We start from the raw sequence: 26,601 nt of genomic DNA on the forward strand, positions 1-26,601 counted from the left end.
TTTACTGTAATAAAATGTATTATTTTCAATGTTTTCAAGGCTTTCTTTCACAGCATATCCAGCTTCTAACTGGATATACTTACAGATTGTTACGAAAAGGGGTACCCGGAACAAGCTTGAAAATCAAGCCTGCTCCGGGTACCCCTGTGCAATATGCTGAAGCGGATGTTAACGAATAGCTTGTTCGAACTCTGTACGTATGGATTGAAGCAGTTCAGGTTGACTCAGAACGTCATAGGCTGTTGTAGCGAGTGCCTTGGCTCCCAGAATCATCCCGTCCAGAGCGCGCTCTTGGAGTGCAAGATCACGGAAGGCTATGGAGTGAAGTGTGTGAACCTCGTCTACAACACGAATGTAAGGATGGATGGCAGGACATCTCAGGGAAACGTTACCGATGTCCATGGAGCCATGATCGTTGCCACTGACAATCTCTTCTTGTGGGATGCCGAGTCCCATCAGATTTTGACTAAACGCAGCTGAGAATGCTTCATTGGTGACCATCTCATCATAGGACGTCTCATAGTTGGACGTTACCAGCTTGCAGCCTGTCTGGAGAGCAGAGCCTTCAGCGATCTGAATCACACGTTCCGTGAGGATATTCAGCTCTTTTCTGGTTGCTGCACGTACATAAAATTGCGCGGAAGCATAGTCAGGAATGATGTTTGCCGCTTGACCCCCGTTGTTGATCACACCATGAATACGAACGGTGCTTTTCACTTGTTGCCGGAATGCATTGATTCCATTGAACGTTTGAATGACGGCATCAAGTGCATTAATGCCTTCATGTGGACTTGCAGCAGCATGTGAAGATCTGCCATGGAACTCAAATTGGACAGCGTCAATAGCCAGCGAGCTGCCTGACCTTTCATAGGCATAATATGGATGCGCCATCAGAGCGACATCGCAGTCATCGAACAAGCCTGCTTCGGCCATAGGAACTTTGGCACCACGGGTCTCCTCAGCGGGTGTACCAAACACTTTAATGGTTCCGCCAACTTCATCCAGAATGGATTTTAGCCCAACAGCAGCCCCAAGACTCATCATACAGATCAGATGGTGACCACAGGCGTGACCGATCTCCGGCAAGGCGTCATACTCACACAGTAGTGCAATGGTAGGGCCGGGTTTGGCGGCTGAATAGGTTCCAATAAAGGCTGTGTCCAGTCCAAGGATTGGAGCCTCTACAGTGAAGCCGTGATAGACCAGTTCTTCTTTAAGACGAGCAGAAGCGAGATACTCTTCATTCCCCAGTTCGGGATTGGCACCAATATATGATGAAATGGCTTTAAAACGGGAAGCATATTGATCAATAACCGTCAGGATCTGTGATTTGTTAGATGTCATTAGTAAACTCCTTATGCAAAAATGAAAATAATTCATTGATTATATCATGTTTGCTTCATTTTTTCAGAAACAAGTCAAGATTTGTAATGTCAAAATGCATTGCATAATCATGCATTGTACTTTATAATGACTCAGTCATCAACATGAGAAGCATACAAAGTATTGTAAGGGGAGAGAACAAGGTTGAAATTGATAAGTCGTTACACTATGATGCTGTTGACCTTTGTCGTTCTGCTGACGACTGCCGTTCCTGTGGCACTTGCAAGTGGGACTACAGACAATTCAAGCAGTAAAAAGCTGGTGCTGGGTACAAGTGCCGATTTTGCACCCTATGAATTCCATAAAGTGATCGATGGCAAAGATCAAATCGTTGGTTTTGATATTGCCATTGCCAAAGAGATTGCCAAAGACCTTGGCGCTGAGCTTGTCATTGAAGATATGGGCTTCGACGGACTCCTGCCTGCATTGCAGAGCGGTCGTGTGGATCTGGTCATCTCGGGAATGACACCAACCGATGAACGGAAGCAAAGTATTGATTTTTCCGACACCTATTACAAGTCCAAACAAGTAATCATGGTTCGCAGTGCGGATAAAGACAAATATCCGACGATGGCAGAACTGGAAAACGAAAAAATTGGGGTGCAAAAGGGCTCCATTCAAGAGACGATTGGACAGAATATTCCAGGGGCGAAGATTACTGCGCTCGATAAAATATCTGATATTGTGTTGCAGTTACAGACCAATCGTGTAAATGCAGCCATTGTTGAAGATACCGTTGCTGCGGGATATCTGGACGATGTGATTGCTCTTGCTCCTGCTGTGCCTGATGAAGAGCAGGTAGAAGCAGCAATTGGAATCCGTAAAGGGAATACAGAGTTGCTAAGTGCGGTAAATGGAACGCTCGAGCGCTTGAAAAGTGAAAATAAGATCGAACAAATGGTCACAGACGCCAGTCTCCTGATGGCTGATAAAGTGAACAAATCACAAAATATATTTGAAGTGTTCTGGCAATACAAGAGCTTCTATGCAACAGGTGTAGGATACACGCTCCTGTTATCTGCACTTGGTGTAATATTTGGGGTGATCATCGGATTGATCATCTGTTTGTTCCGTCTGCATGATGTAGCCATTCTGCGTTGGATTGGAACAGCGTATGTCGAAGTCATTCGTGGTACTCCGATGCTAGTGCAATTGATGATTATCTATTACGGATTGGCCCTGACATTTGGTATTAATTTTAGTCCCCTTCAGGCAGGTATTATCACACTTTCTATTAATAGTGGTGCCTACCTTGCGGAAATTTTCCGTGCAGGTATTCAAGGGGTGGATCGTGGTCAATTGGAAGCAGCTCGCTCCCTCGGAATGGGCAGAGGTGCAGCCATGCGCTACATCATTTTGCCACAGGCTTTCAAGGCCGTATTGCCGGCAATTGGTAATGAATTCGTGACGATCATCAAGGAATCCTCCATTATCTCTGTTATCGGTATGGTGGATATTATGTATCAGGCAAGTGTGGTCAAAAACATTACGTATCAAGGATTGAGTCCGTTTCTCATTGCGGCAGCCATTTACTTTGTATTGACGTTCATTTTGTCCAAGCTGCTGGGACGACTGGAAAGGAAGTTGAGTGCAAGTGATAGACGTTAGACAATTACACAAATCTTATGGAAATAACGATGTGCTTAAGGGCATTAACGTGACGATTGGCAAAGGCGAGGTTGTCGTGGTTATCGGTCCTTCCGGTTCGGGTAAAAGTACATTCTTGCGTTGTCTGAACCTGCTGGAACAGCCTACCTCGGGAGAGATAGATTTTGAAGGCGTGTCAATCACCGATCCGAAGCACAACATCAATGCGACTCGTGAAAAAATGGGGATGGTGTTCCAGCATTTCAACCTGTTCCCACACAAAACGGTACAGCAAAACATTACGATTGCTCCAATTAAAGTGAAGAAGCAATCCACGCAGGAAGCGGAGAAAATTGCTGCTGATCTGCTTAACACTGTGGGCTTGTACGATAAAAAAGATACATTCCCGAATCAGCTGTCCGGTGGACAGAAGCAGCGGATCGCCATTGCAAGAGCATTGGCCATGCAGCCGCATGTAATGCTGTTTGACGAGCCAACTTCGGCTCTCGACCCCGAGATGGTCGGTGAAGTACTCGATGTCATGAAACGTCTTGCAGAAGGCGGGATGACCATGGTCATCGTGACGCATGAGATGGGTTTTGCACGTGAAGTGGGAGACCGGATCTTGTTCATGGATGGCGGGGTTATTGTGGAAGAAGGAACACCAGATGAGGTGTTCGGAGCACCCAAAAATCCACGGACACGTGATTTTCTTGCTAAGGTACTCTAAATTCACAGATCAAATAGCGTTGCTGACTTTATGTCGGTAACGCTATTTTTTATGCGTAATAAACATTAATAGAGTCGAAAAGTAACTTTTCTGTAACTTAATCTTAAGGAATCGATGCATCTGCCATTTCGTGATTATCCAGTATTCTTACAGATGATGATGCGCTGAAAATCATTTGGTAAGAATTACTACAAGTTCAGGTTACAAAATTGTGATATATTGAACTCTGCCGAAACTTCCGGACAGGGAGTGCGGGGATGTAACGATGCAGATTGTGCAGGGGAAGATCGATAGCACACTGCTTGGGGTGAATTAGGGGTACATAATGTTTCAGATGTAACGAAGAACCTATAGGGTGGGCTCCTCATCCGAATCCGACAACTAACTTCGCAGGCACAATGAGGGAGGAAGACCATGATTAACAAGAAACGTATAGCCAAAACAGCAGTAGCATTATTGACAACAGCAATGCTTATTCAAGCCGTTCCGGCTCACGCAGATTCAGTTCATGTGGCCAAAGAGGGAGATACCTTCTACACCTTATCGAAACAATATGGAGTAGCACTTAACACGTTGGTTAAAGCAAATAACGACATTTCGCCTTACAACATTTATGGTGGTTTGAAAATTACAATCCCCGGCAAAGCAAACAAAGTTGCTGCTGCCGCTACGGAAAGCAAGGCTCAAGCGAAGACGGTTACCACAGCAAGCTTGGACGTTAACGCAGATAACAAAGTGGTTCAAGCCTGGGGCAAAACGTTTGATTACAGTAAAGCAGTCAATGTGAAAGCAACGGCATACTCTGCAGATCCGTCCGAAAATGGAGGATGGGGTGCTGTGGATTACTTCGGTAATGATCTTGAACTGGGTACGATTGCAGTTGATCCAAGTGTGATTCCACTCGGAACCAAAGTATTGGTCACAGGTCACAGCCATCCGGGATTGCCCAAACAGGCTTTTGTAGCCACAGCACGTGATGTTGGCGGTGCAATCAAGGGTCACCGGATTGATATCTTCATTCCTGGTAGCAAGCAGTCCGTAAGCAAATTTGGTTTTCAGGATATCGAGCTCTACATTCTGAAGTAGACATCAAACTACATCTAATGAATTCAAACAGGGTGTCTGTCAGTCGCTAACTTGCGATTGAACAGGCACCCTTTTAACATTCGCAATCATTTCCTTTTACGGATCATGGACACCCTAATCTTTGGCCTTAGGCAATCCCAACATTTCGTCCAATGTGACGAGTTCATATCCGCGGTTACGCAGTTCCTCAATGACTTCGGGCAAAGCCTCAATCGTGCCGTTCAGGTTAGAGCCCACACCGCCTCCTGCATGCTGCAGAACGATGGAACCAGGTTTCACGGCAGATAGGATATTTTCTTTCACCTTTTCTTTGGAGAGGCCTTTCCAGTCCAGGGAGTCAACATTCCAGTTCACAATGCTATAATGCTGTCTGGCAGCCCATTTCAGCTGTTCCTCATTAATGTCTCCGTAAGGTGGCCGTATCATTTTAGGGGTATATCCCGTGAGGTGGTGAATAATATCCCCGGTATGTAAAATTTGTTTGCGAAAGGCATTCATCGACAGCTTACTGAATTCCGGATGATTATAGCTGTGATTGCCAACGATATGTCCTTCCTTAACCATGCGTTTCACCAGATCCGGATGTTTCTCAGCACGACTACCCACGATGAAGAATGTAGCTCTGACTTTGTATTTTTTCAATACATCCAGCACTTGCGGAGTAAATCGTGGATCGGGCACATCATCAAAAGTCAGGGCAACCTGCTTGGTTGAAGGACCATTGGTTTTGAACGTATCGGCATATTTTTGACGTAATTGTCCCAATGTCAGTTGCTCTTCTTCCGCGGAATCTGAACCTGATACCGACTCACTTGGCGGGCTTGAAGCATCCCGAGATGAAACTGGAGCATGATATCCTCCGAGAAAAATAACGAGAACCATCAGCATAATGAGGCGTACGCGCATAATAACGGCCTCCTTTTCCAAAATGACGTTCTCCTTGGTATGCCCGGGGTATCCATAAGTTATGCGTAGTGTGAGAATTTTCATTGCCGATTCATCTCATGAAAGCCATAATTCCTCCATATATAACATATAGAGAAGGATAGGTGGATGACTATGAGTACATATGATTTGAAATCGATACGTTTACAGGTGATTGAAGCAGGAGAGGATAAGGTTTTTCTCGTTACCGGAGGAAAGGCGCATATTGGCGCTGTAGCCACGTTCTATGTGGATCATGAGCGGGTTAGTGGGACTACGGTACATATTCCGGGTCATAAGGAACAAGAGCTCTGTGAGCGGCTTGCCCGAAAGGCTACCCTGCAGCTGAAAGTAACCGTTACGGTAATGATGGGTATCCATTTTGATTCCATTACACGGATGCAGATCGACGAAATCGTGCAAACTGCAGAGAGGTTGATGGAGGATCATCTGAACAAAGATAAAGAGTCTTCCTGACATAAGGGCAATCGCATGTTTTGATTTTATTTAATAAAATTGAAACGAGTTGTAGATTGTTACGTATGTATAATTATATACGATGTAATATCGACTAGGAGGAGTACCATAATGTCCATTTTCAAACGATTGCGTGATTTAACAATGTCTAACGTTAACGCCATTATTGACAAGGCAGAAGATCCAATCAAGATGACGGACCAATATATCCGTGACATGCAAGAGGATCTCGAGGATGCGGAGAAAGCAGTAGCCGCACAGATCGCCATTGAGAAGAAATTCAAGCAGTTGTTCGAAGAGCAGGAAGCTCTTGTGAAGAAACGTGAAGAACAGGCGCACACGGCGGCACGTGCTCAGAACCTGGATCTGGCTCGCCGGGCTCTGGAAGAGAAAAAGGTTGCCGAAGAGAAGATGGCTGAGTACAAAACCAGCTATGATCAGAACAAGGCTTCTGCAGATAACCTGCGTGGCAAGCTCGACGAGATGCGTAAGCAGTTGACTCAAATGAAGAACAAACGCGAAACATTGGTAGCCCGCTACAATGCAGCAAAAGCCCAAACGGAAATCAATAAAGCGTTGAATGGATTTGGCTCGGATACGGCAAGTGCCGGCATGAAGCGTATGGAAGAGAAAATGATGCAAATGGAAGCTCAAGCTGAAGCAAGCAACGAGATGTCATCCAAAGGCAAGTCGCTTGATGAAGAGTTCGAGAAGTTGGGTAAAGACCAGGCTGTTGAAGACGAACTGGCAGCATTGATGAAACAGTACGATAATAAGAACTAACACCTTGGTTGTCAGCAGGGTTAACCAGCGGAGGAGAAGAGCGTTTCTCCTTCGCTTTTAAATGCGGTTCATGTTGATATGTGGGGGCTGTGTAAATGGATTTGAACATTTTGGCGATGCTTGTCTGGACCGGTTCTGGTTCGATTTTGCTGTTTGTTTTGATGTATGTTGATTCACTGTTCACGAAATATAAGGATTTTGCTGAAGTTAAGGCTGGCAATATGGCAGTTACTACACGTATGGTGATGAAATTATTTGCGCAAGGGTATGTACTCGCTACGTCCATTTCTACGGCTGGTCATCTAGGAGAAGCACTGTTGGTCTCCGTTGTATCCTTTATCATTTTGTTGATTCTGGAGAGTGTCGTACACTTTATGATTCGCAAATGGGCCACTTTGGATCTGGATACCGGAATTCAGCAAGGAAAGACAGGATACGGGTTGTTCTCTGGCGCTTTACATATCGTAGGCGCACTGATTATTGCAGCTTGTTTATAAGATAAGGAACAGGAGTAATTCTCATGAGTGTATGGAAACGTATTAAAGGAATACTAACGAAACCTGAACCGCCGCAGGCAGAGAAAACCATGCTACAGCTTGCACCTGGTGATATCTGTGAGGTTTCTCTGGTCACTTATGAAGTCGTTGGTCGGGTACAAAATCGGGCTCGAAATGCAGTTGTGCTTACGCTGCAGGATGGTACCGCCTTTCGTTATTTGCATATTGAAGAGCGGGAGATCACGCGTTATGCCTTATATACACCTATTGATGGCAGGCTTGATGCGCCTGATGAGGTGCCTACATTACTCGATCTGGATGGCCGTGCATATCATTTGGAGGAAGAATATGGAGGCATGGTATCCACGGCAGGCAGAACTCCCTATGGCCAGGCTGGAGAACAATTGGTATGGCAGTATCAGTCTGATGATAATATGCTTCTTCGTGTGGAGTGGCAAGACAGAAGATTTACACTGTATGAGGGTGAGTCCATTCTTCCTGCGGATATCAAAGTGATTCGTTCGAGCTAGGAGAGGTTCCAATGAAAAAACGCTTGGCACATGGATTAAAATTAATGCTGGTCCTCAGCCTTGTGATGTCTCTGTTGTCCGCGTGCGGAGCGCCTTCTGTTCAGGACACATATCCGCTTGAATCGGTTAGTGGCAGTGGTAACTCAACGTCCTATGTGTACCGGGCTTCGGACCGTACGGTTCCGGAAGTGGCTCAGGAATTGTCTGAGCAAAGGCAACCGGATCAGATCTCGGCAGAGAACACGGAGCGTATGTTCCTGGTGTATCAGGACGATTATTATCACCTGCAACAAGATCCGAACAAGCCGGAGGATACCTTGGTTGAGGTGGACTCAAAGGAATATGTTCGACAGAACTACGATTCATCTTTTTTACAAGGTTACCTGACCGCCACATTAATTGGTAATCTATTCGATTCATTTGGCGGGCGGGGGTATGGCAAATATCGGGGTTATACCAATAAAGATACGTATAAACCGAGTGCAGGATCTTACCGCACACCAACGAGTAATGACAAGAAAGTTGCTCCACCCATTACTGTGGATCGGAAAGGTACGATTACAAGGCGCGGAAGTGATAAAGATTCTAGCGTGGGATCTGGCGGCGGATTATTCAACCGGAACAAAGATCAGAGCAAGGGAACCATTGATCGCAACAAGAGCAGTGGTGGGTTGTTTGATTCACCAAAGAAATCCTACAAAAAACCAAAAACCAGAGTGGGCGGCGGCCGAATTAAGAGGCGAAGATAATAAGCATTCACTCATAAGCATGGCTACCAATCGCATCATTCATTTAAGAACAGTGACAAGGGAAGGCGGATTCACCTCTGCCGGCACATTACCTTGGAGCTGTTCTTTTTGGTTTACGATTTGCGAACATAGCGAATGAATCTGTTTGTGACAGGGGATGCACAGGCTGGCTGTTGGCAGGAATGTTCCGCCCATTTCTTTGGGTGTCAGATGATGGATGGTCGTGTTTACAGGTTTTCTTCCACATAATTCACATTGGTCACTCACGGTTCACGCCTCCTTGTATCATTTATATTATAAGCACATATACTGGCTTTCATTTTGGATGTAGGCTTTGGAATGTTAGCTCCGTAAGAAAACAAGATCTTGTGACAGGAGTCAGTGAGCGATGTACTTGTCATCGGGCTGCTTTCGGGCTACACTTTCTTAAACGATAAGATGTCCCAAGGAGGTAAGAACACTTTTGAAACTGAACTCACATTCACATGATATGACAACTGCCAAGTTCAATCGTACAGCTGTACAGGTACCGGATGCCCAAGCCAAAATAGCTGCACGCGTGACTTCGGGTCCCATAGAGAAAGTTCGCCTTGAATCTGCCCATGGACGTACACTTGCGCAGACTATTCACGCACCTCACCCGTATCCGTTCTTCCGGAGATCGGGTATGGATGGCTTTGCAATTATAAGTACAGATACTACAGATGCATCAAGTGAGCAACAAATCTGGTTTCGTGTAATTGATGAAATCCCCTGTGGATATACCTCCGACCACACCATTGTATCAGGTACGACAGCTCGCATCATGACGGGTGCACAGGTTCCAGAAGGTGCGGACGCTGTCGTCATGATGGAGATGACCGAGAGCAAGGAAGAGAACGGAGAACAGTGGATTGCATTGAAACGCCAGATACTGTCTGGTGCTAACATCACACCCATTGGACTGGAAGTTCAGGAGGGTCAGCAATTGCTTGACGCAGGAACGATCATTAGAGCAGGAGAGCAGTCAGTGTTGGCTACTTTTGGCATTGCAGAAGTTCCCGTATTTCAACGTCCTAAGGTGGCGATATTCGCAACAGGCACGGAATTGCTTGGTGTAGACGAGCCACTGCAACCGGGCCGGATACGGAACAGCAACAGTTACATGCTGCGCTCATTGGTCGTAGAAGCGGGAGGAGAGCCGGTGATGTACGGTTCCATTGCAGACGATGTGAATACAGCCAGGACCAAACTGGAAGAAGCCATTCAAGATAATGATATCGTAGTGACCACAGGCGGTGTATCCGTCGGCGATTATGATATTATGGGAGAACTTGTGCTGGAGGAACATGTGGAGATGTTGTTTAACAAAGTGACGATGCGACCAGGCAGTGTAACCACAGCGGCTGTGTACAAAGACAAACTGCTTTTTGCACTTTCGGGTAATCCGGGGGCTTGTTTTGTGGGTTTTGGTCTATTTGTTCGTCCTACCATTCGTTCCATGCAAGCGGATGCTCATCCTTATTTGGAAGAATGGACTGCGATCTTGGAAGAAGGCTACACCAAAGTAAACAATTTTACACGATTCGTACGTGGACGCACTGAAATCCGCAACGGCATGGTGTACGCGAGGCCCGCTGCTGCCCGTGTAGATGAATCCAGCGTGATGATTACCATTAAGGACAGTGATTGTCTGATTGTTATTCCACCTGAGAAAAAAGGTATTCCTGCAGGTGAACAAGTGCGCATCCTCAAACTGCCCTCAGGTCAAGTGAGGTAGCTGATAGATGACTAATATGAGTGGGGAAAAACCATATATCATACAGATTGTGGGTTACAAGAACACAGGCAAAACGACCATGACTGCCGCGATAATCGGGTACTTTTCCTCTATGGGACTTAAGGTAGCAGCGATTAAGCATGATGGACACGACCATTTCGAGATGGATCAGGAAGGAACGGATTCGTATCTTTTTGGGGAGGCAGGGGCCTCGGCGGTCGTTGTCATGTCGGAGAAACGAACATCAATTATGGAACGACAGGCAACCAAGCTGGAGGATATGCTGAGCCATCTGTCCGGGTATGATTGGATTGTTATTGAAGGATTCAAAGAGGCTTCTTATCCCAAATTCGTGATGGTTCGAGAAGAGAAAGACCTGATCCTAATTGACCGACTTGAAGGGGTAATGGGGGTGATCTCATGGCTACCTCCAGATCAAGTTATGGAGCGGGGGATCGTAAATAGGGCTATAGCGTGGTACTCGGTTCATGAACCGGAAGACATAGCTCAATCATTGTTAGAAATGGTCAAGAGTGAATAAGTACTTAATATGGATAATAGACTTAGCGAGAAAACGTAATATATATTATGTAAACTTAAAAGTTTATACTATTGCTTTGGCGACAGATATCGTACCATCTCCTAAAGAATCCATTAAAAAAGCAGCAGACCTTTCTCGGATCGAAATCCTTGATGCGGCTTGCTGCTTTTCGTTCGTTCGGAGTGTTACATCCCGTCTTCTGTACGACGTTCGATGGCTTCGGACATCGTTTTGTCGGTAAGGTGAGCGTAGATCTCGGTCGTTTCCGTAGAAGCGTGTCCAAGCTGCTCCTTCGTTTTATAGATATCATTTTGCAGATAATAGTCAGTTGCGAATGAATGGCGTAATTTGTGCACGGTCAGATAAGGTTTGCCAAAGCGTTTGGCGTATTTCATAATCATGGCCTGGATCGCTCTTTTGGTCATACGGCTGCCTTCTGAATCTCCGTTTCGCAATGCAATGAACAGACCCTTCTCCCGCTTGGGCGTACGGTAACGTGATTGCCTCAGATTCATATAGGTCGCGAGTTCGTCCTTGGCCTGTTCCCTGAAATAAACAGGTGTTTTGTACGTTTCATCATTGTTACCTTTGCGATAGACATATAAGAGCTTATTATTCAGATCGAGGTCATCGACGTTTAGATTCACGACTTCCGACACCCGTAAACCTGAATTGAGAATCAGGCTGGCAATACAGGCGTCACGTTCTTTGTTGAGTTCATGGGAATACAGCGCCTGCTTGTTCTTCTCCATATCTACAGCATAACCTTCAAGAATGTATCCAATAAATTCGAGAAGTTCTTCTTCCTCGAGAATTTTACCTTTGAGTTTGGCAGCGGTGTCCTTGGGTTTATGGGTACGCTTGATCTCAATTTTGGCCATAATATTCCGTTTCAGCAGAGGGTAGAAGTCTTCATCTTCCGCAATCTGGCTCAGGTAATGAAAAAGGGAGCGGAGGGAAGAGAGCTTGCGAGAGACGGTAATTCTCGAATTGGCTCCTTCTCGCTTGGTTGTGAGAAATAACCGATAGGCAGTAACTGAATCCATGCGAAGGACTTCCAGTTCAGACAACGTAACTTCTTTATTAGAGCTTGCCTCGGACAGCCCTTCTGCTCGCAACCAACCGAAGAAAGCTTCGTAATCTCTCAGATATTCGAGCAGGGTAGAGGGGGACAGATCAGGCAGCTTGTAGTCCATAAATTGCTGAACGAACCAAGGCATAGAAGGTAGTTTGTCATCCAGCTTGCGTCGATCGATCTCTTTTTGCACGTTGGTCAAGTTCGGCACCTCCATGTGAAAAACATATGAAATTATTATTCAATGTGCTAGTATTCTATGCTCTAGTGTACCATAATTTACATGCTCACAGCTTGTTCACTGAAGTATGAAAAAGGTAGCGGGGGGCTTCCTTGCCCTTCAGCGCGTAAACCTTTAAAGTAATTAGTATACGTAGAGCAGAGGAGGTGAACCGGATGAATATGCAAATAGAACTGGTTCCCCGGGAACGAAGTCAGGTGATTCGGCATTTAATGCAATTTTATCTATATGATTTTACCAAGTATCTGAATATTGATGTAGATAGTAACGGTATTTTCCCGGAATATCCCGGTCTGGAAGCCTTCTGGACAGAGGAGAACCGTAAGTTTCCTTTTTTGATTACAAGTGATGGAGCACCTGCAGGATTTGCTCTGGTGGAGAAGCTGGAGCCTGGAAGTAAGGATAATGATTACTATTTGACTGAATTTTTTGTGATGCAAAAATATCGGCGCAGTGGAGTGGGCACTCGGGCAGCATATGAATTGTTTAAACGTTTTCCTGGGAGATGGAAAGTGACTCAGGTTCGTAACAATGTCATTGCCCAGGCGTTCTGGCGAAAAATTATAGGAGATTATACGGGAGGACGCTTTCGAGAGAAGTTCCATCCGGAGTTGGGCAATCCAAGCCAGTATTTTGTAACCTGATTCCCATTGGGGCTTCACTTACATATAAAGCATTCTACATGAATGCTGAAATAAAGAATCTGATGAAGGAGTGAGTAACATGAACGTACCTACATTCCATCTCGATGGACAAACAGCACTGGTGACAGGTGCGGGGAGAGGGATCGGAAAAGCAATCGCGATCGGACTGGCCCAGTCAGGCAGTGACGTTGTACTTGTATCCCGAACGATGAAAGAAATTGAGGAGACAGCTGCCTACATCTATGAACAGACAGGACGCAAAGCGCTCGCTCTGATTGCGGATGTGACATCAAGAGAACAACTGGAAGAGACGTTTCGAGAGGCGATCTCCGAGATGGGCAGTCTGGATATCCTGGTGAATAACGCAGGCATGAACATCCGGACACCAGCACTTGAAGTTACGGACGAGCAGTGGGAGACCATCATGCAGACGAATCTGAAGTCGGCATTCGTCGCTTCCCAGTTGGCGGGTCAGCATATGAAAGAACGTGGGACTGGGAAGATCATCAACATCTCATCCGTAGGCGGTCATACGGCTTTGCGGACAGGGGTTGTATATGGTGCGACCAAAGCTGCGTTAATTCATATGACCAAAGTGCTCGCACTGGAATGGGGAAAGTATGGAATCCGTGTCAATTCAGTAGGGCCATGGTATTTCCGAACACCTCTGACCGAAAAACTGCTGGATGATCCCCAGTATCTGCAGGAGATTGTAAATCGTACACCGCTTCAGCGAGTGGGAGAACTGGAAGAAGTGGTAGGGCCGGTCGTATTTCTGGCATCAGATGCAGCAGGGTATATAACGGGTCAGACGTTATTGGTTGACGGTGGAATGTCCATCTATGGTTTTTAAATGACCCAATTCACTGAACTTGGAGGAAGATAACCATGGAAACGCGCACTTACGGAAAAACGGGCATGAACGTAAGTACACTTGGATTCGGCGGAGCGGAAATAGGCAAAAATGTATCCAAAGCGGATGTAGAGACATTGCTGAATAGTGCTTTGGATGCGGGATTAAACGTGATTGACACGGCAGAATGTTACGGTGACAGCGAGGAGTTAATTGGTGAGGTGCTGTCACATCGGCGTGATGATTACTATTTGTTCACCAAATGTGGACATGCTGCCGGGATCGAAGGTCCGGATTGGGATGCCAAAGTACTGGAGCAGACGATTGACCGTAGCCTGAAACGGTTGAAAACGGACTATGTGGATGTTATCCATTTGCATAGTTGTTCAGAAGAAGTACTTCGACAAGGTGCGGTTATTGAAGTGCTCCAGCGTGCCAAGGAAGCAGGGAAAACCAGATTTATCGGATACAGTGGGGATACAACGGATGCGCTATATGCGATTCAGACCGGAGTATTTGACAGCCTGGAGACGTCACTAAATATCGCAGATCAGGAAGCGATTGAACTGACTTTGCCTGAGGCGAGAAAGAGAAACATGGGGGTAATCGCCAAAAGACCTATTGCCAATGCGGCCTGGACGTATGAAACACTTTCGGAAGAGGCTTATCCCTTCATTTACTGGAAACGCTTAAGTGAACTTAACTATGGTTTCCTGGGTGAAGATGCTCAGGCATCGGTGGAAACAGCACTGCGTTTTACGCTAAGTACCGAAGGCGTAGACACGGCTATTGTAGGAACAGCCAAGCCAAATCGCTGGCAGCAAAATGCCGACCTTATTGCTAAAGGCGCACTTCCACAGGAATTGTATGATGAGATTAGAGCACGATGGAATGAAATCGCAGGAGCAGACTGGACTGGCCGGACCTGATTCTTTGCATTTGCCAAATGGATTTTAATTTTGCGAAGCTGCCTATAGGCAGCTTTTTTATTATCATAAACCTTATATTTTCAACATATGAAAAATTCACAACAGTAAGCATTCTATCCATTTCGTAAAATGTCCAAATTCATCTTAAGCATACTACTTTAATTTTGAGAGAACGACAACTGTATTGGTACTAAAAGCTGATTCGTCATCACTGTAATTATTTCAACATATGAAAAATTCACAATAGAAAAGAATGCCCACCGCTGTTACTACCAATCTTTTAGATACGATTCAGCACGCCCTTCGACTAAATGAACTGCCATCCTTCGCTGTGAAAGTCAAATTAATTCTCATTAACAGAAAATTAGATATCCCAGGAAGGTACCTGCAGTGTATAAAAAGGAATCAAACCAGCATCAACTGCCATGCCTCCCAGTCCTACCGCCCAGCCATGGATAAACCCATTTCTCAATCCCTGTTTCCCTTCCATCGTAATGAATAGGGCTTGTCCGGTTGCTTGAGCAAATGGCTCTCCTCCTATAAACGGGTGGTATAAAGTTTTTATTCGGAGGAGAGTATTTTTAGAATCGACTTATGCTATTCCTTTATTTTGTCCTGCTGAAGAGGTTGAAGAAACGGGCATTTGGAAGGAGCGGTATCGTCATCGCGCAAAAAATATTGTTTATACTCCAGATTGTCTTGTGATCCATATTGCTTTAATTCAGGATGTGCCGGTATGATATCGTAGGCAGCCAAGCGTGCGCGGATTCTCGGAGCAATCGCTGCAGCTCTCTGGGGTTGTGCGTTCCATATATCGAGCACCCAGCGCGGTGTTAGAGCTAACATGAAATAAGGAAAGTTGCGACTTTGTCGTGATATATGGGCTGGCGTCCCGCAATAGACAAAATATCGTTCGTTATTGTAACAAAACTCCCACATGGGATGCTCTGGATCTTCTGGGATATCTTTTGGCCAAGGCTTGTTGTCCAAGCGTCTGATCTGGATTAATAGATCCCAGAAGGCTTTTTCATAGGCCAATACATCCCGGATCTCTTTTTCCTTTTCAAAAAATAAAATCAATGAAGAATATTCTCCGAATGAACGAGCGGAATCTCCATATTCTTTGAGCATGTCTGATACATAGCGTTCTGCAGACTCGTCCCCGAAATTAGAAACAAAGCCGTATCGGAGGTGATCCAGGGCAAAAGCCTGTGTAGCCGGAATACAGGGAAATCGAGCCTCCCGGTCACTCATTTTGGAAGAGAATAAATGGTAAGCATCTCTCTTCCAGGCTTCGAGAGGGCACTCCTCATTCTCAATCTCAGAAGATGACAACAATAACGACATGAACAGTCCTCCTTTATCTATAGGATATAACCCAAGGGCAAAATGGTGACAGTCCAACTTATTTTTGTTAATGAGACATGCAATTAATCAATGTACTGCACATACATATCACTTATCTAAAACGGATGAGGTGATGTGTTGTTTTTTAATATCAAGGAGTTGCAATATCATGCCAAGCCGGATCGACCCGACCCCGTGTTCGCAAGAAAATTACAAGAAGTACTGGGCGGACAATTTGGCGAAATTACCGTAGCCATGCAGTATTTATTTCAAGGCTGGAATGTCCGTGGGGATGGGAAATATAAGGACCTTCTTATGGATACGGGAACCGAAGAACTCGCTCATGTTGAGATGCTGGCTACGATGATTGCTCGCTTGCTGGACAATGCTCCATTGACTACATTAGAAGAAGCTGCCAAAGATCCAGTTATTAATGCGATACTCGGTGGGAGTAATCCACAACACGCGATTGTAAGCGGGCTTGGAGCAGCCCCAACCGATAGTAATGGGTATCCTTGGAATGCCAAGTACACAATAGCAAGTGGTAATTTATTGGCTGATTTCAGACATAATCTAGCAGCAGAATCTCAAGGCAGACTTCAGGTTGCCAGACTATACGAAATGACCAATGACCGTGGTGTGAAAGACATGTTGTCGTGGTTGCTGGCTCGGGATACCATGCATCAGAATCAGTGGATTGCAGCGATAAGAGAACTTGAAGAAAAAGAAGGAATTGTTGTACCGAGCACATTCCCGAAAGAACTTGAGAAGAGAGAGGTTGCGTACGTTCTCTTTAACTTCTCTCGTGGTGATGAGAGTGCAACCGGACGCTGGGCTCACGGTCCAAGTATGGATGGGCAAGGAACTTTCCAATATGTTCAGCATCCTCAACCTTTGGCACCTGCACCTAAGCTTCCCCCAGCGCCGCCGTATATTTTTGATACCCCACCTGAGGTTCTAAGAAAAGGAAGTTCAGCGGATGTACCGCCGTATATGCCATAAGAAATGGATTAAAAGTGGATAAGGGGAAACAGAATATATTCTGTTTCCCTATTCATTAACAAAATGCGTGATTCTAGATCATGCACTTCCATTTGTTTTTGAGGTAAGAGCCAATACCCAGAGATTGTTAACTGAATGTTTACATAAAATTAGGAAGGTAACAGAAACTAGAATAGTAAGTTAATTGAGAATGGAGGACAAGCATGTTTTTTTATCGTGAAGACCTTATCAATATGATCGTACCAGACAAGCCTGATCCCGCGGCAGCAAAAGTATTGCAAGAGACGCTTGGCGGCCAATTTGGCGAAATGCGGACGATGATGCAATTCTTCTTTCAAAGCAGTAATTTTCGGGGGAATGCTACGCAGTATAGAGACCTGATCCGTGGTGTATTTATTGAGGAATTAAGCCATATTGAACTGGTGCAACAAACCATTAATCAGTTATTAACGGGGGCCGGTGCAGAAGGCGCAGGAGATGCAGGGGTTGACGGTGCTCCATTGGATGAAGCGATTAAACATGCCAACCCGCATCATTACATCATGGGTGCTCAGAGCTCACTGCCTGTTGATGCTGCAGGTAATCCATGGCTTGGGAATTATGTGTACGATCATGGGAATCTGGTAAGCAACTTACTTGATAATATTGTGTTGGAGTCGACGGGTGTGTTGCAAAAATCAAGAATATATGAAATGAGTACCAACAAAGCATTCCGTGAAACGCTGGGTTTCCTGATTGTTCGTGATAATGCGCATCAAAATGCATTTGCCAAAGCACTGGAGACCCTGGGCGTGAATTGGGGCAAAATATTCCCGATTCCCAACTATGATATTAATAAATATCCGGAATGCCGAAAATATGTAGATATGGGCTTCCACAATGCGCAGTTTAATTTCCGTCTAGACAATACGCGTATCGCTGAGATTTTCAGTGGTCAAACGCCAAGTCGTAATGGTGGGGAACTGCAGGTAATCGATCCCCCACAAGGATATCCACTCCCTTATATGCCTGAACTTCCTAATGAGCATAGTCCAGGGATACATGATCTTAATGCATAGAGAATGAACAAGCGAACCAAAAAGAGACACTTGTGGTCTCTTTTTTTGCAATGAACACAAAAAAGGAACCCAATGCTGGGTTCCTTTATATGTTACATGAAGATATGTTATTGCGGGCGTTGTTGATTCGAATACGTACCAAAAGATTGACCATTCGTTGAGATATTAGGAGTGTTATATGGCTGCTCCAAAAAAGATACGTGTTGTGAAGATGAGTTTGCAAGTTGTTGTGCAAGACTGGAGATCTGTTGTAATTGCTGGATGGCGGTTTGATGTCCTTGCAGGGCGGTCTGAATCATATGTGCAGCTTGTTGCTCACGTTGTGCCAATTGCTCCAGTTGTTGAGCGTTGCTTTGTTCTTGTCTAAGTAGTTGTTGGTATTGCATCGAAGCCTGTTGTGTTTGTTGCGTAAGTTGTTGAGCCAACTGCGTAATTTGCTGCGATTGAGAGAACTGATTCATATGTGAAACCTCCTATGTGTTTTGATGTACTTGTGTATTATGCAATGAGGTCCCAAGAAATATTCAACACATCCAGTTTAAGTCAAATAAGGATTAATTTATGAACATGATTCGCTGTGAATTGGGAAGGCTACCTTTAGTGGCCTAAAATGATACAGAAAAGGAATGACAACATGAGCAAAGCATCGACTAACGCTACAGAAGAAAAGAAATTAAAATGGTGGCAACTAAGTCTGCTAGGTGTAGCAGGAACAATTGGTACAGGATATTTTCTGGGTTCCAGTCTTGCTATCTCGATTGGTGGTCCAGCTGTGCTGTTGGCCTATATCTTGGCGGCCTTGGGTACATATGTAGTTTTTGATGCGCTCGCGAGAATGACAGCAGACCATCCGGAACAAGGGTCCTTCCGTTCGTATGCTAAGAAGGCCTTTGGAAGTTGGGCAGGCTTTGCCAGCGGATGGGTCTATTGGTTTTCGGAGTTGCTAATTATGGGAAGTCAGCTTACCGCGTTGTCCATTTTCTCAAGGTTCTGGTTTCCGGCTGTACCGCTCTGGATCTTTGCTGCAGGATTCGGAATTGTGGGTCTTTGTATTGTATTCTTCGGTAGTAAAGGATTTGACCGGGTTGAAAATGTACTGGCTATCATTAAAATTGCAGCCATCATCATGTTTTTGGTGCTTGCCATCGCTCTTCTCGCAGGATGGATTGGGGGAACCAAGTATGAACATAAAGTACCGTTGGATATGGCAGCGATTTTTCCAAAAGGTGGCATCGGATTGTGGTCTGCGTTTCTTTTTGCGTTCTATGCCTATGGAGGTATTGAAGTGCTTGGTATTATGTCATATCGGCTTCAAAAACCGGAGGACGCTCCAAAGGCAGGAAAAGTCATGCTCATTGCCCTATCCACAGTGTATGTTGTATCCATTGGACTGGCGTTGATCATGGTTCCTTTGAATGCATTCAATCCCAAGGAGAGTCCATTTGTACTGGCGCTCAGTAGTGACCACCTTGCTTTTATCCCACATTTGTTCAATGGGGTGCTGATTGTAGCCGGATTTTCAACGATGACAGCTTCCCTCTATGCGGTGACGTCTATGATTATTACCCTCGCTCAGGAGGGAGACGCCCCGCAGTTATTTTCTCGAAAGTGGAAAACGAAGTATCCGTTATTTGCATTGTCCCTTATTGGTTGTGGGTTAGTTGGTACGATCATCATGTCTCTCTTACTCCCAGGCAAAGTATATGAATACATCACGACTGCAGCTGGACTGATGCTTCTGTACAACTGGTCGTTTATTTTATTATCCTCCGGTAAACTGTTGAAATCAGGCAAGTTCGATGTGATCAAACGCTGGATCGGCTTGTTGTTAATCGCTACTGCAGTCACAGGAACGCTTTTTCATGCACTCAGCAGACCAGGGTTCTATATTAGCTTATTGCTTGTCTCTCTCATTGCCATTAGTGACGTCATTCTACAAAGGATTCGAAAGAAGAAGCCTGCGACCCAAACATCATCAAACGCCGAGAAGGGTGAAAATGAAGGAAATGAGCAGTGTTCTACGGGTATAAGCAGTTATCACATCACGGGTATTCGGCTACGAAAAAAAAACAAACTCAAATAAAGAAGAGAAATTGTATGGCTTTATATCCAAAGTAACAGCCAAAACCGACTAAAGACAATCCGGAAATGAGAGCAATTCCCTTAAGCACATTAGTAGTGAGATATTTACGAAAAAAACTCGCGGCAGTCGCCATGAATAGATCCCACAGAAGTACGCCAAAGATGATAGCTCCACTATAAATCAACAATTGATCCATAGGGGAGTCATTTACAGCCTTCGCCAGAACAGAGCCGTAAATTCCTAGCCAGAACATGATGGAAAGGGGATTAAATAGAGACATCAGGAATCCTTGAAGAAATGACTTGGCAAGCTCCGAATCATTACCTCTCATTTGAGAAGGGGCAAGGGTTCCTGCATTTTTAATACTTTCCACACCCGTATAGATCAGTACAAAACAACCAAACATCCAGAGGAATACCCTTACAAATGGAAGTTCAAGCAGATGTACAATGCCGAAATACACCAGCAGCATGTAAATGATATCAGCTGCGATGGCTCCTAGTCCAACAAACCAGGCAGGCATAAACCCACCTCGAATACCCTTGTCCAATTGCGCAGCATTGATCGGTCCAATAGGGGCCGAAAGTGATAGACCCAGGATAACATATCCAAACAGTATATAAATAAGATTGTCCTCCTTCCCATACTGTAACAGCATATTCTTCAAAGTGCTTTTGTAGGACATGATTATTGAGGGCAGTGTATACTTTGTGCACGATTGATCCATATTAGTCGGAAAAGAGGGGGTGATTGTGTGCTTATACGTTGGATAAAGGAAGTATTTACATCACAAAAGAAAGGAGAAACATTCAATAAACGAACACAACATTCACAAAGTCTGGATATTTCGCTAGAAGAGAAACTTAACAGTATTATCAAGGCATTTGAGTATAGTCCTGATTTTGTAGTTCGTGAGTTTCCTATGTTAGAGGGGAAGGGCATTGCCTTGGCTGTATGTTACATGGAAGGGTTAACAGATTCTACGCTGTTGGTTGAACTTATGGACAATATCATTCAATGGATGAATACGAATCCCCTTCCGGGAGATCAACCGGGAGATGTGTTAGTGAAAAGAAACTTACCCTCAGGTAATATCCGAAATATAGATTCGTCGCAACTTATCTATGAGGCTTTGTTAACAGGCCACGTCGTTATACTTATTGAGGATATAAAGAGTGTTCTGGCAGTATCGGTCGCCGGAGGAGCCAGAAGATCTGTGGAGGAACCCACGTCCCAAACGGTGGTCAGAGGGCCAAAGGAAGGATTCACAGAGGAGCTTACGACCAACATTACCCTTGTTCGACGAAAAATACGGACTCCTGATTTAAAATTCCAGATGCATACCATTGGAGAGTACACCCAGACAGTAGTTGCACTGGCTTACATCCAGGGTATTGCCAAGCCACAAGTTATTGAAGAAGTTACCAAACGGCTTAATGCCATCAACACAGATAGTATACTCGAGAGTGGTTACATAGAAGAATTTGTTCAGGATGCACCGCTTACACCTTTTCCGACCATGATCAACACGGAGCGCCCAGATACGGTTGCCGGTAGTCTATTGGATGGTCAAGTAGCCATTATGGTAGATGGTACTCCATTTGCGTTGATTGCACCTGTGACTTTTTTTAATTTCTTTCAAACGCCCGAGGATTATTATCAGCGTTATGATATCTCTACCTTTCTGCGGATTATACGGTTAATCTGTTTCCTCGTATCTCTGCTGCTACCTTCGACTTTCATAGCACTAACCACATTTCAGCAGGAGATGATACCGACCACGTTATTGGTCACCCTGGCCGCACAACGGGAAGGAGTCCCTTTTCCGGCATTACTTGAAGCCCTGCTTATGGAAATTACGTTCGAGGTCATTCGTGAAGCTGGAGTGCGAATGCCGCGAGCCATTGGACCTGCAATCTCCATTGTTGGTGCATTGGTAATTGGACAAGCTGCGGTAGAGGCGGGGCTGGTCTCAGGCGCGATGGTCATTGTGGTTTCCTTTACAGCAATAGCGAATTTTGCTATACCCTATTTCAGTATGGCTACAGCAGTAAGGCTATTGCGTTTCCCGTTTATGTTACTGGCAGGTACGCTAGGGTTATACGGTATATTGGCCGGAGCAGTGCCATTGCTTGCGCACCTGGTATCGTTGAAGTCATTCGGCGTTGACTACCTGATGCCATACAGTCCGTTTTTCAAGTCAAATATGAAAGATCTGTGGTTGAGAGTACCATGGTGGGCTATGAAGACGAGACCTGATGAGAAGACGAATATGAATAAGACGAGACAAGCCCCTCATCAATACCCGTCAGGATCGAATAACACTGTAGACCGTATTAATGAAGCTGAGAACGAATAAGGAGCGATTTATATGATTCGCTTGCAGTCCATATTAATATTACTCATGGTCGGACTGATCACTGCTGGTTGTGGAAATCACACAGAATTAAATGATCTGGGCATCACAACGGCAACAGGATTTGATCGAAAAAATGGAAAGTGGATCATTACCTATCAGATTATTGTACCGCCAGCGAGCAGTTCAATTGGATCGTCGTCTGGTGGATCTCAAGCGCCCGTGAACACATTTTCATCAGAAGGCAAAACGATTCGGGAAGCTGTTGCCCAAAGCAGCGTCGAGAATCCCAAAAGATTATATTTTGCACATACCAATGTCATTCTGATTGGTGAAGAAGCGGCAAGATACGGGATTGCGGAGATCATGGATCACTATTATCGAAATATTGGTTCTCGGGAATCTGCCAAGCTTATTATTGCAGATGGTCAGGCAAGAGAGTACCTCGAAAAATTGATTCCTCCAGAGAAACAGCCGGGGCGTGCTTTATCCGAGATTTTGGAACGGAATAAAGAAAAAGGGTCGTATTATACCGTGATGAACATCCATGAGGTTGGTCTGAAGATCACTTCAGACAGTGGATCCGCCGGAATTCCTGGTGTTACAGCAGATACACAGGGCAATAACAAACAGAATTCAATTGATATTTTTAAGGAGACATCCATACCCGGGAATTTAAGACTTCAAGGATTAAGTGTATTTCTCAAAGACAAAAAGATCGGGGTCCTGAACCAAAAAGAAAGTATGGGTATCGCCTGGCTAACAGACAGGGTGAACTGGACCAACTTGACCTATACGGACGCAAAGGGCGAGGTGAACTCTTTTCTTGTGCGCAAAGCAAAAGTTAAGGTCGTTCCTGTGAAAAAGGGGCTTCATTATGCTGTTCAGGTAGATGCAAAGGTGGACGCTGAGCTGGATGAGAGTACATACGGAGAGGACATAGTTAGTACACATACCATTCATGAATTGCAGCGACAGGCTGAACAAGTCATCCAAGCACAGATATTGAATGGATGGAGAGGGAACCAGCGGCTTCATGTCGATCTGTTAGGGATCGCGAACAAAATACATCAAAGACATCCCAAAGAGTGGAAAAATCTAAAAGACAACTGGTCTAGTGAATTGGCACAGATGGATATTAACATAAACGTAAACGTAACTCTGGAACGAGTAGGTCTGCTTCAAGATTCTTTCAGCAAGTTGCTTGGCGAACAGAAAGACTAACACCAAGGAGAGGTTCAATCATGAAATTAGCTAGGGAGCTTCGCGTATCCGAATTGGCTGTTTGTCTTTCCTTATTTGAAGTTGGCAGTACAACCTTGTTTCTGATAGGTGGAGATGCCAAACAGGATGCATGGTTAGCCATGCTCGCCGGGGCTGCTGGTGGCTTGGTGTTACTACTCCTTCATCTGGCTATTCATCATCAGGAACCTGAATTGGATTTGTTTCTTCTGTGTCGCCGCTATATGGGAAAAGTACTAGGGACAATCGTAAGCCTTTCATTTGTAGGTTATTTTGCTTATGAAGCTTCACGAAATTTACGTGACATCAGTGAAGTCACTGAATTGACCTTACTGAACAGAACGTCCATGTGGATTATAAGCATGATCACCATTGTCGTCGTATCCAACACTGTACGATATGGATATCGTGTACTGTTTCTCATGTGTATGATTCTGTTTCCGCTCATGGCGCTGGGCTATGCATTAATCAGTTTCTTAATTCCCACTACAGGTCTTTTTCACCCAGAACTAGTCTTGCCCGTGTTGGAGAATGGCTGGAAGCCGATTTTCCAAGCTGCTTTTCCGGAGATCGTATCCTTTCCATTCGGGCAGGTTGTCTTGTTCCTGGTCTTTTATCCCTATGCCCGCAAAGGCAGGAATCTTAATAGAGTGGTGATTATCACCTATACTCTAACGGCTCTCGCTTTAACATTTATTAATCAACTTATCATTTTTGTCTTGGGTCCTCAGATTGCTATCTATAGTACGCTCCCGCTTTTGGAGACAGTACAATTGATCGGTTTGACTGAAGTGTTTGAACGGATGGATGCCTTGTTCACTTTACTACTGTTCCTCGGATTGGGGATTAAAATGGCTGCATTTTTCCATGGAGCCGTGATTGGACTCGAAAGAGTAACGGGAGCGAGCTATAGGAAATGGGTGTTTCCAGTAGGGGTTGTTCTATATGGGTTGTCTTTTTTATCACCGACATTTACAGAACATATTGAGATAGGGCGAGGATTCACGTTGAAATATACTTCTCCTGTATTTCAGATCTTTTTACCCACACTACTTTTGGTTGTCATCCTTCTGAGAAAGAAAGGGATGCAGAAAAGCGAAAAAAACTAGCAGAAATTACGAATGCCATACGCTCTGGAATTAAAAAAGACTCAGTCGTAAACTGAGTCTTTTTAGGGTTTAACCATTAGTTATCATCCAACAATTTTAATGCCGTGTCTGATTTCTCCAAATCGTGTTCAACTTGCTCTTCGATACTATAGGGATGATACATCTCATTCTTGATCATATAGTCTGCGATCTTTTGGTGGGTTTCGATTGCAGTATCCAATTGAGCCTTAAGGACTTTCCGAACTCGGGGGGTTGCAGTTTCGGTAAGAGCTATCGCATAGGTACGTACGGCTGACTTGGCAGAGAGAAGCATATCGGTAGCAATGGCCATATCATCCATGGGAGCAATGGCTTTAACGAGCATCTCTTTCGTTTTGGTCGTAGTCATAAGAGCAACCTCCTTATTTTAATAGGGATTTTAATTCTGCAATGGATTTGGAATAGTTTTCCAAATCTTCTTCAATTAAGGATTTCAGTTTGTCGTCTTTTATCAGTTCCAGCATCGTTACAGCTTTGGTGGCACACGAAGTTTTGAGGGTTAGCAGTTCATGTACTTCGAGTTTCTCATGTAATGCAAGTTCCTTAGTTGCCATCATTAAGCACCTCCAAGAATTGATTATTCTTTATGTTAGTACCCTGATATAAAACATATAAACGGAATTTGTTTAAAATATTTTAAAAATTAGAAATTAATGTTTTATTTATCTGTTGATTTTATATCCAGGTCATGGTGAAGTTCTGTGGCAGGGATGACGGGCTCATGTATCTGTCCCTTTGGAACAGGATTGGAGATATATACATAGTCTCCGGTTCCATCAGGTGCACTTCCTGTAGCCCATAAACCTTCGGCGGATTCAGTTCCCTCGGAGAGATTCCAGAATTCATAGGCCTGCGGCTGAGATTCTTGCTCGGCTTCAGGAGGGAAAGAAGCTGGAACAACGACTCCGTTCTTTTCCTCCAGTTCCTGAATAGCTGCCATCCATTGATACTGGTGATAACGGTCACGTGCCAACATTTTACGGAAAGTAGCCCGTACGCCTTCATCTGTTGTCATATGGTACAGTCTTGCTACCTGAAGGCGACCCTGACTCTCGGCATGCAGATTAGAACGCATGTCTGCAAGCAAGTTACCACTTGCCACGATATAAGAACCATTCCACGGAACACCGTTTGAGTTGGTTGGTAAGCCACCAAGACCGCTGACGAGTAGATGTTGCGGATTGATACCGCCCATAATTGCAGCTGTCACAGGATCCTCAGCGGCTTGTTGTTGTGCCTCAGGAGAAGCACCATCCAGCAACTGGCTGATCAATGAGCAGAGCATCTCGACATGTCCAATTTCTTCAGTGCCAATATCCATGAGCATATCTTTATATTTCTCTTCACCTCGACAATTGAATCCCTGAAAAAGGTACTGCATCATGACTGTCATTTCGCCAAATTGTCCTCCCAACACTTCTTGAACCTGACGTGCAAGCATGGGATCGGGACGTTCTACTTTGACTTCAAATTGCAACTCTTTCTGATGTCGAAACATGTGATTCCCTCCAATAAAGATGTTTTAAATTTCTGAATGAATTCAAAATTTTATTAACCTGATCATTGGAAATTAAACA

General features: G+C 44.7%; 29 protein-coding genes and 1 riboswitch. Of the genes, 19 read left to right on the top strand and 10 right to left on the bottom strand.

Features of this window, described 5'->3' with window-relative positions; all coding sequences use genetic code 11:
• Positions 1-168: 168 nt before the first annotated feature.
• A complete protein-coding gene (locus AC4G47_RS12380; protein WP_491106178.1) occupies positions 169-1,344 on the bottom strand; it encodes a M20 family metallopeptidase in 1,176 nt (391 codons plus the stop codon).
• A 210-nt stretch (positions 1,345-1,554) separates the two neighbouring features.
• Here AC4G47_RS12380 and AC4G47_RS12385 point away from each other — a divergent pair, with 210 nt between their 5' ends.
• The 3 genes from AC4G47_RS12385 (at position 1,555) to AC4G47_RS12395 (ending at position 4,786) form a co-directional block, all read left to right on the top strand.
• Positions 1,555-2,991 carry an ABC transporter substrate-binding protein/permease gene (locus tag AC4G47_RS12385; RefSeq protein WP_491106692.1) on the top strand — a complete coding sequence of 479 codons (1,437 nt, stop codon included), beginning with the start codon at positions 1,555-1,557 and terminating at the stop codon, positions 2,989-2,991.
• Positions 2,978-3,700: an amino acid ABC transporter ATP-binding protein gene (locus AC4G47_RS12390; protein WP_336758607.1), complete on the top strand. Its 723-nt coding sequence runs from the start codon at positions 2,978-2,980 to the stop codon at positions 3,698-3,700. The genes AC4G47_RS12385 and AC4G47_RS12390 overlap by 14 nt, the downstream gene beginning before the upstream one ends.
• 217 nt (positions 3,701-3,917) lie before the next feature.
• Positions 3,918-4,112, top strand: a riboswitch (cyclic di-AMP (ydaO/yuaA leader).
• A 2-nt stretch (positions 4,113-4,114) separates the two neighbouring features.
• A complete protein-coding gene (locus tag AC4G47_RS12395) occupies positions 4,115-4,786 on the top strand; it encodes a 3D domain-containing protein (protein WP_458122863.1) in 672 nt (223 codons plus the stop codon).
• A 114-nt stretch (positions 4,787-4,900) separates the two neighbouring features.
• Here the strand turns inward: AC4G47_RS12395 and AC4G47_RS12400 are convergent, their stop codons facing one another.
• Positions 4,901-5,692, bottom strand: coding sequence for a polysaccharide deacetylase family protein (locus tag AC4G47_RS12400; protein ID WP_458122862.1), 792 nt, complete (start codon positions 5,690-5,692; stop codon positions 4,901-4,903).
• Between the two features lie 153 nt (positions 5,693-5,845).
• Here AC4G47_RS12400 and lpdD point away from each other — a divergent pair, with 153 nt between their 5' ends.
• The 5 genes from lpdD (at position 5,846) to AC4G47_RS12425 (ending at position 8,746) form a co-directional block, all read left to right on the top strand.
• Positions 5,846-6,187, top strand: a complete 342-nt coding sequence (lpdD, locus tag AC4G47_RS12405) for a prenylated flavin chaperone LpdD (RefSeq protein ID WP_491106179.1) — start codon at positions 5,846-5,848, stop codon at positions 6,185-6,187.
• Positions 6,188-6,298: 111 nt separating this feature from the next.
• A complete protein-coding gene (locus AC4G47_RS12410; RefSeq protein WP_491106180.1) occupies positions 6,299-6,970 on the top strand; it encodes a PspA/IM30 family protein in 672 nt (223 codons plus the stop codon).
• A gap of 95 nt (positions 6,971-7,065) precedes the next feature.
• The gene (locus AC4G47_RS12415; RefSeq protein ID WP_458122859.1) at positions 7,066-7,467 is read left to right on the top strand and encodes a DUF350 domain-containing protein; all 402 of its coding nucleotides are present in this window, start codon (positions 7,066-7,068) and stop codon (positions 7,465-7,467) included.
• A 23-nt stretch (positions 7,468-7,490) separates the two neighbouring features.
• Positions 7,491-7,997, top strand: a complete 507-nt coding sequence (locus AC4G47_RS12420; RefSeq protein WP_145322017.1) for a DUF4178 domain-containing protein — start codon at positions 7,491-7,493, stop codon at positions 7,995-7,997.
• An 11-nt stretch (positions 7,998-8,008) separates the two neighbouring features.
• Positions 8,009-8,746, top strand: coding sequence for a DUF4247 domain-containing protein (locus AC4G47_RS12425; protein ID WP_145322015.1), 738 nt, complete (start codon positions 8,009-8,011; stop codon positions 8,744-8,746).
• 39 nt (positions 8,747-8,785) lie between these two features.
• On the opposite strand, the gene AC4G47_RS12430 is transcribed toward AC4G47_RS12425, so the two are convergent.
• Entirely contained in the window at positions 8,786-9,013 is a 228-nt protein-coding gene (locus AC4G47_RS12430; protein ID WP_491106181.1) for an HNH endonuclease, read from the bottom strand.
• A 223-nt stretch (positions 9,014-9,236) separates the two neighbouring features.
• Here AC4G47_RS12430 and AC4G47_RS12435 point away from each other — a divergent pair, with 223 nt between their 5' ends.
• Both AC4G47_RS12435 and mobB read left to right on the top strand, forming a co-directional pair.
• A complete protein-coding gene (locus AC4G47_RS12435; protein WP_491106693.1) occupies positions 9,237-10,505 on the top strand; it encodes a molybdopterin molybdotransferase MoeA in 1,269 nt (422 codons plus the stop codon).
• A 7-nt stretch (positions 10,506-10,512) separates the two neighbouring features.
• Positions 10,513-11,046: a molybdopterin-guanine dinucleotide biosynthesis protein B gene (mobB, locus tag AC4G47_RS12440; RefSeq protein WP_491106182.1), complete on the top strand. Its 534-nt coding sequence runs from the start codon at positions 10,513-10,515 to the stop codon at positions 11,044-11,046.
• A 185-nt stretch (positions 11,047-11,231) separates the two neighbouring features.
• On the opposite strand, the gene xerS is transcribed toward mobB, so the two are convergent.
• Entirely contained in the window at positions 11,232-12,323 is a 1,092-nt protein-coding gene (gene xerS, locus AC4G47_RS12445; RefSeq protein ID WP_491106183.1) for a tyrosine recombinase XerS, read from the bottom strand.
• Between the two features lie 194 nt (positions 12,324-12,517).
• Between xerS and AC4G47_RS12450 the strand changes: the two genes are divergently transcribed.
• The 3 genes from AC4G47_RS12450 to AC4G47_RS12460 all read left to right on the top strand — a co-directional run bounded on the left by AC4G47_RS12450 (position 12,518) and on the right by AC4G47_RS12460 (position 14,788).
• Positions 12,518-13,006 carry a GNAT family N-acetyltransferase gene (locus tag AC4G47_RS12450; protein WP_491106184.1) on the top strand — a complete coding sequence of 163 codons (489 nt, stop codon included), beginning with the start codon at positions 12,518-12,520 and terminating at the stop codon, positions 13,004-13,006.
• Between the two features lie 79 nt (positions 13,007-13,085).
• Entirely contained in the window at positions 13,086-13,859 is a 774-nt protein-coding gene (locus AC4G47_RS12455) for an SDR family NAD(P)-dependent oxidoreductase (RefSeq protein ID WP_491106185.1), read from the top strand.
• A gap of 35 nt (positions 13,860-13,894) precedes the next feature.
• Entirely contained in the window at positions 13,895-14,788 is an 894-nt protein-coding gene (locus AC4G47_RS12460; RefSeq protein WP_491106186.1) for an aldo/keto reductase, read from the top strand.
• 597 nt (positions 14,789-15,385) lie between these two features.
• On the opposite strand, the gene AC4G47_RS12465 is transcribed toward AC4G47_RS12460, so the two are convergent.
• On the bottom strand, positions 15,386-16,135 hold the full coding sequence (locus AC4G47_RS12465; protein ID WP_491106187.1) for a YqcI/YcgG family protein: 750 nt from the start codon (positions 16,133-16,135) through the stop codon (positions 15,386-15,388).
• Between the two features lie 138 nt (positions 16,136-16,273).
• Here AC4G47_RS12465 and AC4G47_RS12470 point away from each other — a divergent pair, with 138 nt between their 5' ends.
• Both AC4G47_RS12470 and AC4G47_RS12475 read left to right on the top strand, forming a co-directional pair.
• Positions 16,274-17,137, top strand: coding sequence for a manganese catalase (locus AC4G47_RS12470; protein ID WP_458127274.1), 864 nt, complete (start codon positions 16,274-16,276; stop codon positions 17,135-17,137).
• 203 nt (positions 17,138-17,340) lie between these two features.
• Positions 17,341-18,195, top strand: coding sequence for a manganese catalase family protein (locus tag AC4G47_RS12475; RefSeq protein ID WP_482070090.1), 855 nt, complete (start codon positions 17,341-17,343; stop codon positions 18,193-18,195).
• Between the two features lie 107 nt (positions 18,196-18,302).
• On the opposite strand, the gene AC4G47_RS12480 is transcribed toward AC4G47_RS12475, so the two are convergent.
• Entirely contained in the window at positions 18,303-18,656 is a 354-nt protein-coding gene (locus AC4G47_RS12480; protein WP_491106188.1) for an AMP-dependent synthetase and ligase, read from the bottom strand.
• Between the two features lie 173 nt (positions 18,657-18,829).
• Between AC4G47_RS12480 and AC4G47_RS12485 the strand changes: the two genes are divergently transcribed.
• A complete protein-coding gene (locus tag AC4G47_RS12485; protein ID WP_491106189.1) occupies positions 18,830-20,278 on the top strand; it encodes an amino acid permease in 1,449 nt (482 codons plus the stop codon).
• Here the strand turns inward: AC4G47_RS12485 and AC4G47_RS12490 are convergent.
• Positions 20,271-20,903 carry a LysE family transporter gene (locus tag AC4G47_RS12490; protein WP_491106694.1) on the bottom strand — a complete coding sequence of 211 codons (633 nt, stop codon included), beginning with the start codon at positions 20,901-20,903 and terminating at the stop codon, positions 20,271-20,273. The genes AC4G47_RS12485 and AC4G47_RS12490 overlap by 8 nt on opposite strands.
• 129 nt (positions 20,904-21,032) lie before the next feature.
• Between AC4G47_RS12490 and AC4G47_RS12495 the strand changes: the two genes are divergently transcribed.
• From AC4G47_RS12495 to AC4G47_RS12505, 3 genes are read left to right on the top strand one after another with little or no spacing between them, the layout of a single operon-like run.
• The gene (locus AC4G47_RS12495; RefSeq protein ID WP_491106190.1) at positions 21,033-22,637 is read left to right on the top strand and encodes a spore germination protein; all 1,605 of its coding nucleotides are present in this window, start codon (positions 21,033-21,035) and stop codon (positions 22,635-22,637) included.
• Between the two features lie 12 nt (positions 22,638-22,649).
• Positions 22,650-23,858, top strand: a complete 1,209-nt coding sequence (locus tag AC4G47_RS12500) for a Ger(x)C family spore germination protein (RefSeq protein WP_491106191.1) — start codon at positions 22,650-22,652, stop codon at positions 23,856-23,858.
• Positions 23,859-23,878: 20 nt separating this feature from the next.
• A complete protein-coding gene (locus AC4G47_RS12505) occupies positions 23,879-24,985 on the top strand; it encodes a GerAB/ArcD/ProY family transporter (RefSeq protein ID WP_491106192.1) in 1,107 nt (368 codons plus the stop codon).
• Positions 24,986-25,061: 76 nt separating this feature from the next.
• On the opposite strand, the gene AC4G47_RS12510 is transcribed toward AC4G47_RS12505, so the two are convergent.
• From AC4G47_RS12510 to AC4G47_RS12520, 3 genes are all read right to left on the bottom strand, one after another.
• Positions 25,062-25,373 (bottom strand): spore coat protein, encoded by a 312-nt coding sequence (locus tag AC4G47_RS12510; RefSeq protein ID WP_491106193.1) that lies wholly within the window; start codon positions 25,371-25,373, stop codon positions 25,062-25,064.
• Positions 25,374-25,386: 13 nt separating this feature from the next.
• Positions 25,387-25,581 (bottom strand): spore coat protein, encoded by a 195-nt coding sequence (locus tag AC4G47_RS12515; protein ID WP_491106194.1) that lies wholly within the window; start codon positions 25,579-25,581, stop codon positions 25,387-25,389.
• Between the two features lie 101 nt (positions 25,582-25,682).
• Positions 25,683-26,522, bottom strand: a complete 840-nt coding sequence (locus tag AC4G47_RS12520) for a manganese catalase (RefSeq protein WP_491106195.1) — start codon at positions 26,520-26,522, stop codon at positions 25,683-25,685.
• Positions 26,523-26,601: the final 79 nt, after the last annotated feature.

The organism is Paenibacillus sp. Negev47 (assembly GCF_058313655.1).

What these genes read in the sequence shown, in the direction of transcription:
- AC4G47_RS12455 (WP_491106185.1), top strand. Translation starts at nt 13,086, where the DNA reads ATGAACGTACCTACATTCCATCTCGATGGACAAACAGCACTGGTGACA.
- AC4G47_RS12500 (WP_491106191.1), top strand. Translation starts at nt 22,650, where the DNA reads ATGATTCGCTTGCAGTCCATATTAATATTACTCATGGTCGGACTGATC.
- AC4G47_RS12485 (WP_491106189.1), top strand. Translation starts at nt 18,830, where the DNA reads ATGAGCAAAGCATCGACTAACGCTACAGAAGAAAAGAAATTAAAATGG.
- AC4G47_RS12460 (WP_491106186.1), top strand. Translation starts at nt 13,895, where the DNA reads ATGGAAACGCGCACTTACGGAAAAACGGGCATGAACGTAAGTACACTT.
- AC4G47_RS12420 (WP_145322017.1), top strand. Translation starts at nt 7,491, where the DNA reads ATGAGTGTATGGAAACGTATTAAAGGAATACTAACGAAACCTGAACCG.
- mobB (WP_491106182.1), top strand. Translation starts at nt 10,513, where the DNA reads ATGACTAATATGAGTGGGGAAAAACCATATATCATACAGATTGTGGGT.
- AC4G47_RS12520 (WP_491106195.1), bottom strand. Translation starts at nt 26,522, where the DNA reads ATGTTTCGACATCAGAAAGAGTTGCAATTTGAAGTCAAAGTAGAACGT.
- AC4G47_RS12380 (WP_491106178.1), bottom strand. Translation starts at nt 1,344, where the DNA reads ATGACATCTAACAAATCACAGATCCTGACGGTTATTGATCAATATGCT.
- AC4G47_RS12505 (WP_491106192.1), top strand. Translation starts at nt 23,879, where the DNA reads ATGAAATTAGCTAGGGAGCTTCGCGTATCCGAATTGGCTGTTTGTCTT.
- AC4G47_RS12385 (WP_491106692.1), top strand. Translation starts at nt 1,555, where the DNA reads ATGCTGTTGACCTTTGTCGTTCTGCTGACGACTGCCGTTCCTGTGGCA.
- AC4G47_RS12435 (WP_491106693.1), top strand. Translation starts at nt 9,237, where the DNA reads ATGACAACTGCCAAGTTCAATCGTACAGCTGTACAGGTACCGGATGCC.
- AC4G47_RS12475 (WP_482070090.1), top strand. Translation starts at nt 17,341, where the DNA reads ATGTTTTTTTATCGTGAAGACCTTATCAATATGATCGTACCAGACAAG.
- AC4G47_RS12415 (WP_458122859.1), top strand. Translation starts at nt 7,066, where the DNA reads ATGGATTTGAACATTTTGGCGATGCTTGTCTGGACCGGTTCTGGTTCG.
- AC4G47_RS12465 (WP_491106187.1), bottom strand. Translation starts at nt 16,135, where the DNA reads ATGTCGTTATTGTTGTCATCTTCTGAGATTGAGAATGAGGAGTGCCCT.
- AC4G47_RS12480 (WP_491106188.1), bottom strand. Translation starts at nt 18,656, where the DNA reads ATGAATCAGTTCTCTCAATCGCAGCAAATTACGCAGTTGGCTCAACAA.
- AC4G47_RS12515 (WP_491106194.1), bottom strand. Translation starts at nt 25,581, where the DNA reads ATGATGGCAACTAAGGAACTTGCATTACATGAGAAACTCGAAGTACAT.
- AC4G47_RS12450 (WP_491106184.1), top strand. Translation starts at nt 12,518, where the DNA reads ATGAATATGCAAATAGAACTGGTTCCCCGGGAACGAAGTCAGGTGATT.
- lpdD (WP_491106179.1), top strand. Translation starts at nt 5,846, where the DNA reads ATGAGTACATATGATTTGAAATCGATACGTTTACAGGTGATTGAAGCA.
- AC4G47_RS12510 (WP_491106193.1), bottom strand. Translation starts at nt 25,373, where the DNA reads ATGACTACGACCAAAACGAAAGAGATGCTCGTTAAAGCCATTGCTCCC.
- AC4G47_RS12425 (WP_145322015.1), top strand. Translation starts at nt 8,009, where the DNA reads ATGAAAAAACGCTTGGCACATGGATTAAAATTAATGCTGGTCCTCAGC.
- AC4G47_RS12410 (WP_491106180.1), top strand. Translation starts at nt 6,299, where the DNA reads ATGTCCATTTTCAAACGATTGCGTGATTTAACAATGTCTAACGTTAAC.
- AC4G47_RS12395 (WP_458122863.1), top strand. Translation starts at nt 4,115, where the DNA reads ATGATTAACAAGAAACGTATAGCCAAAACAGCAGTAGCATTATTGACA.
- AC4G47_RS12400 (WP_458122862.1), bottom strand. Translation starts at nt 5,692, where the DNA reads ATGCGCGTACGCCTCATTATGCTGATGGTTCTCGTTATTTTTCTCGGA.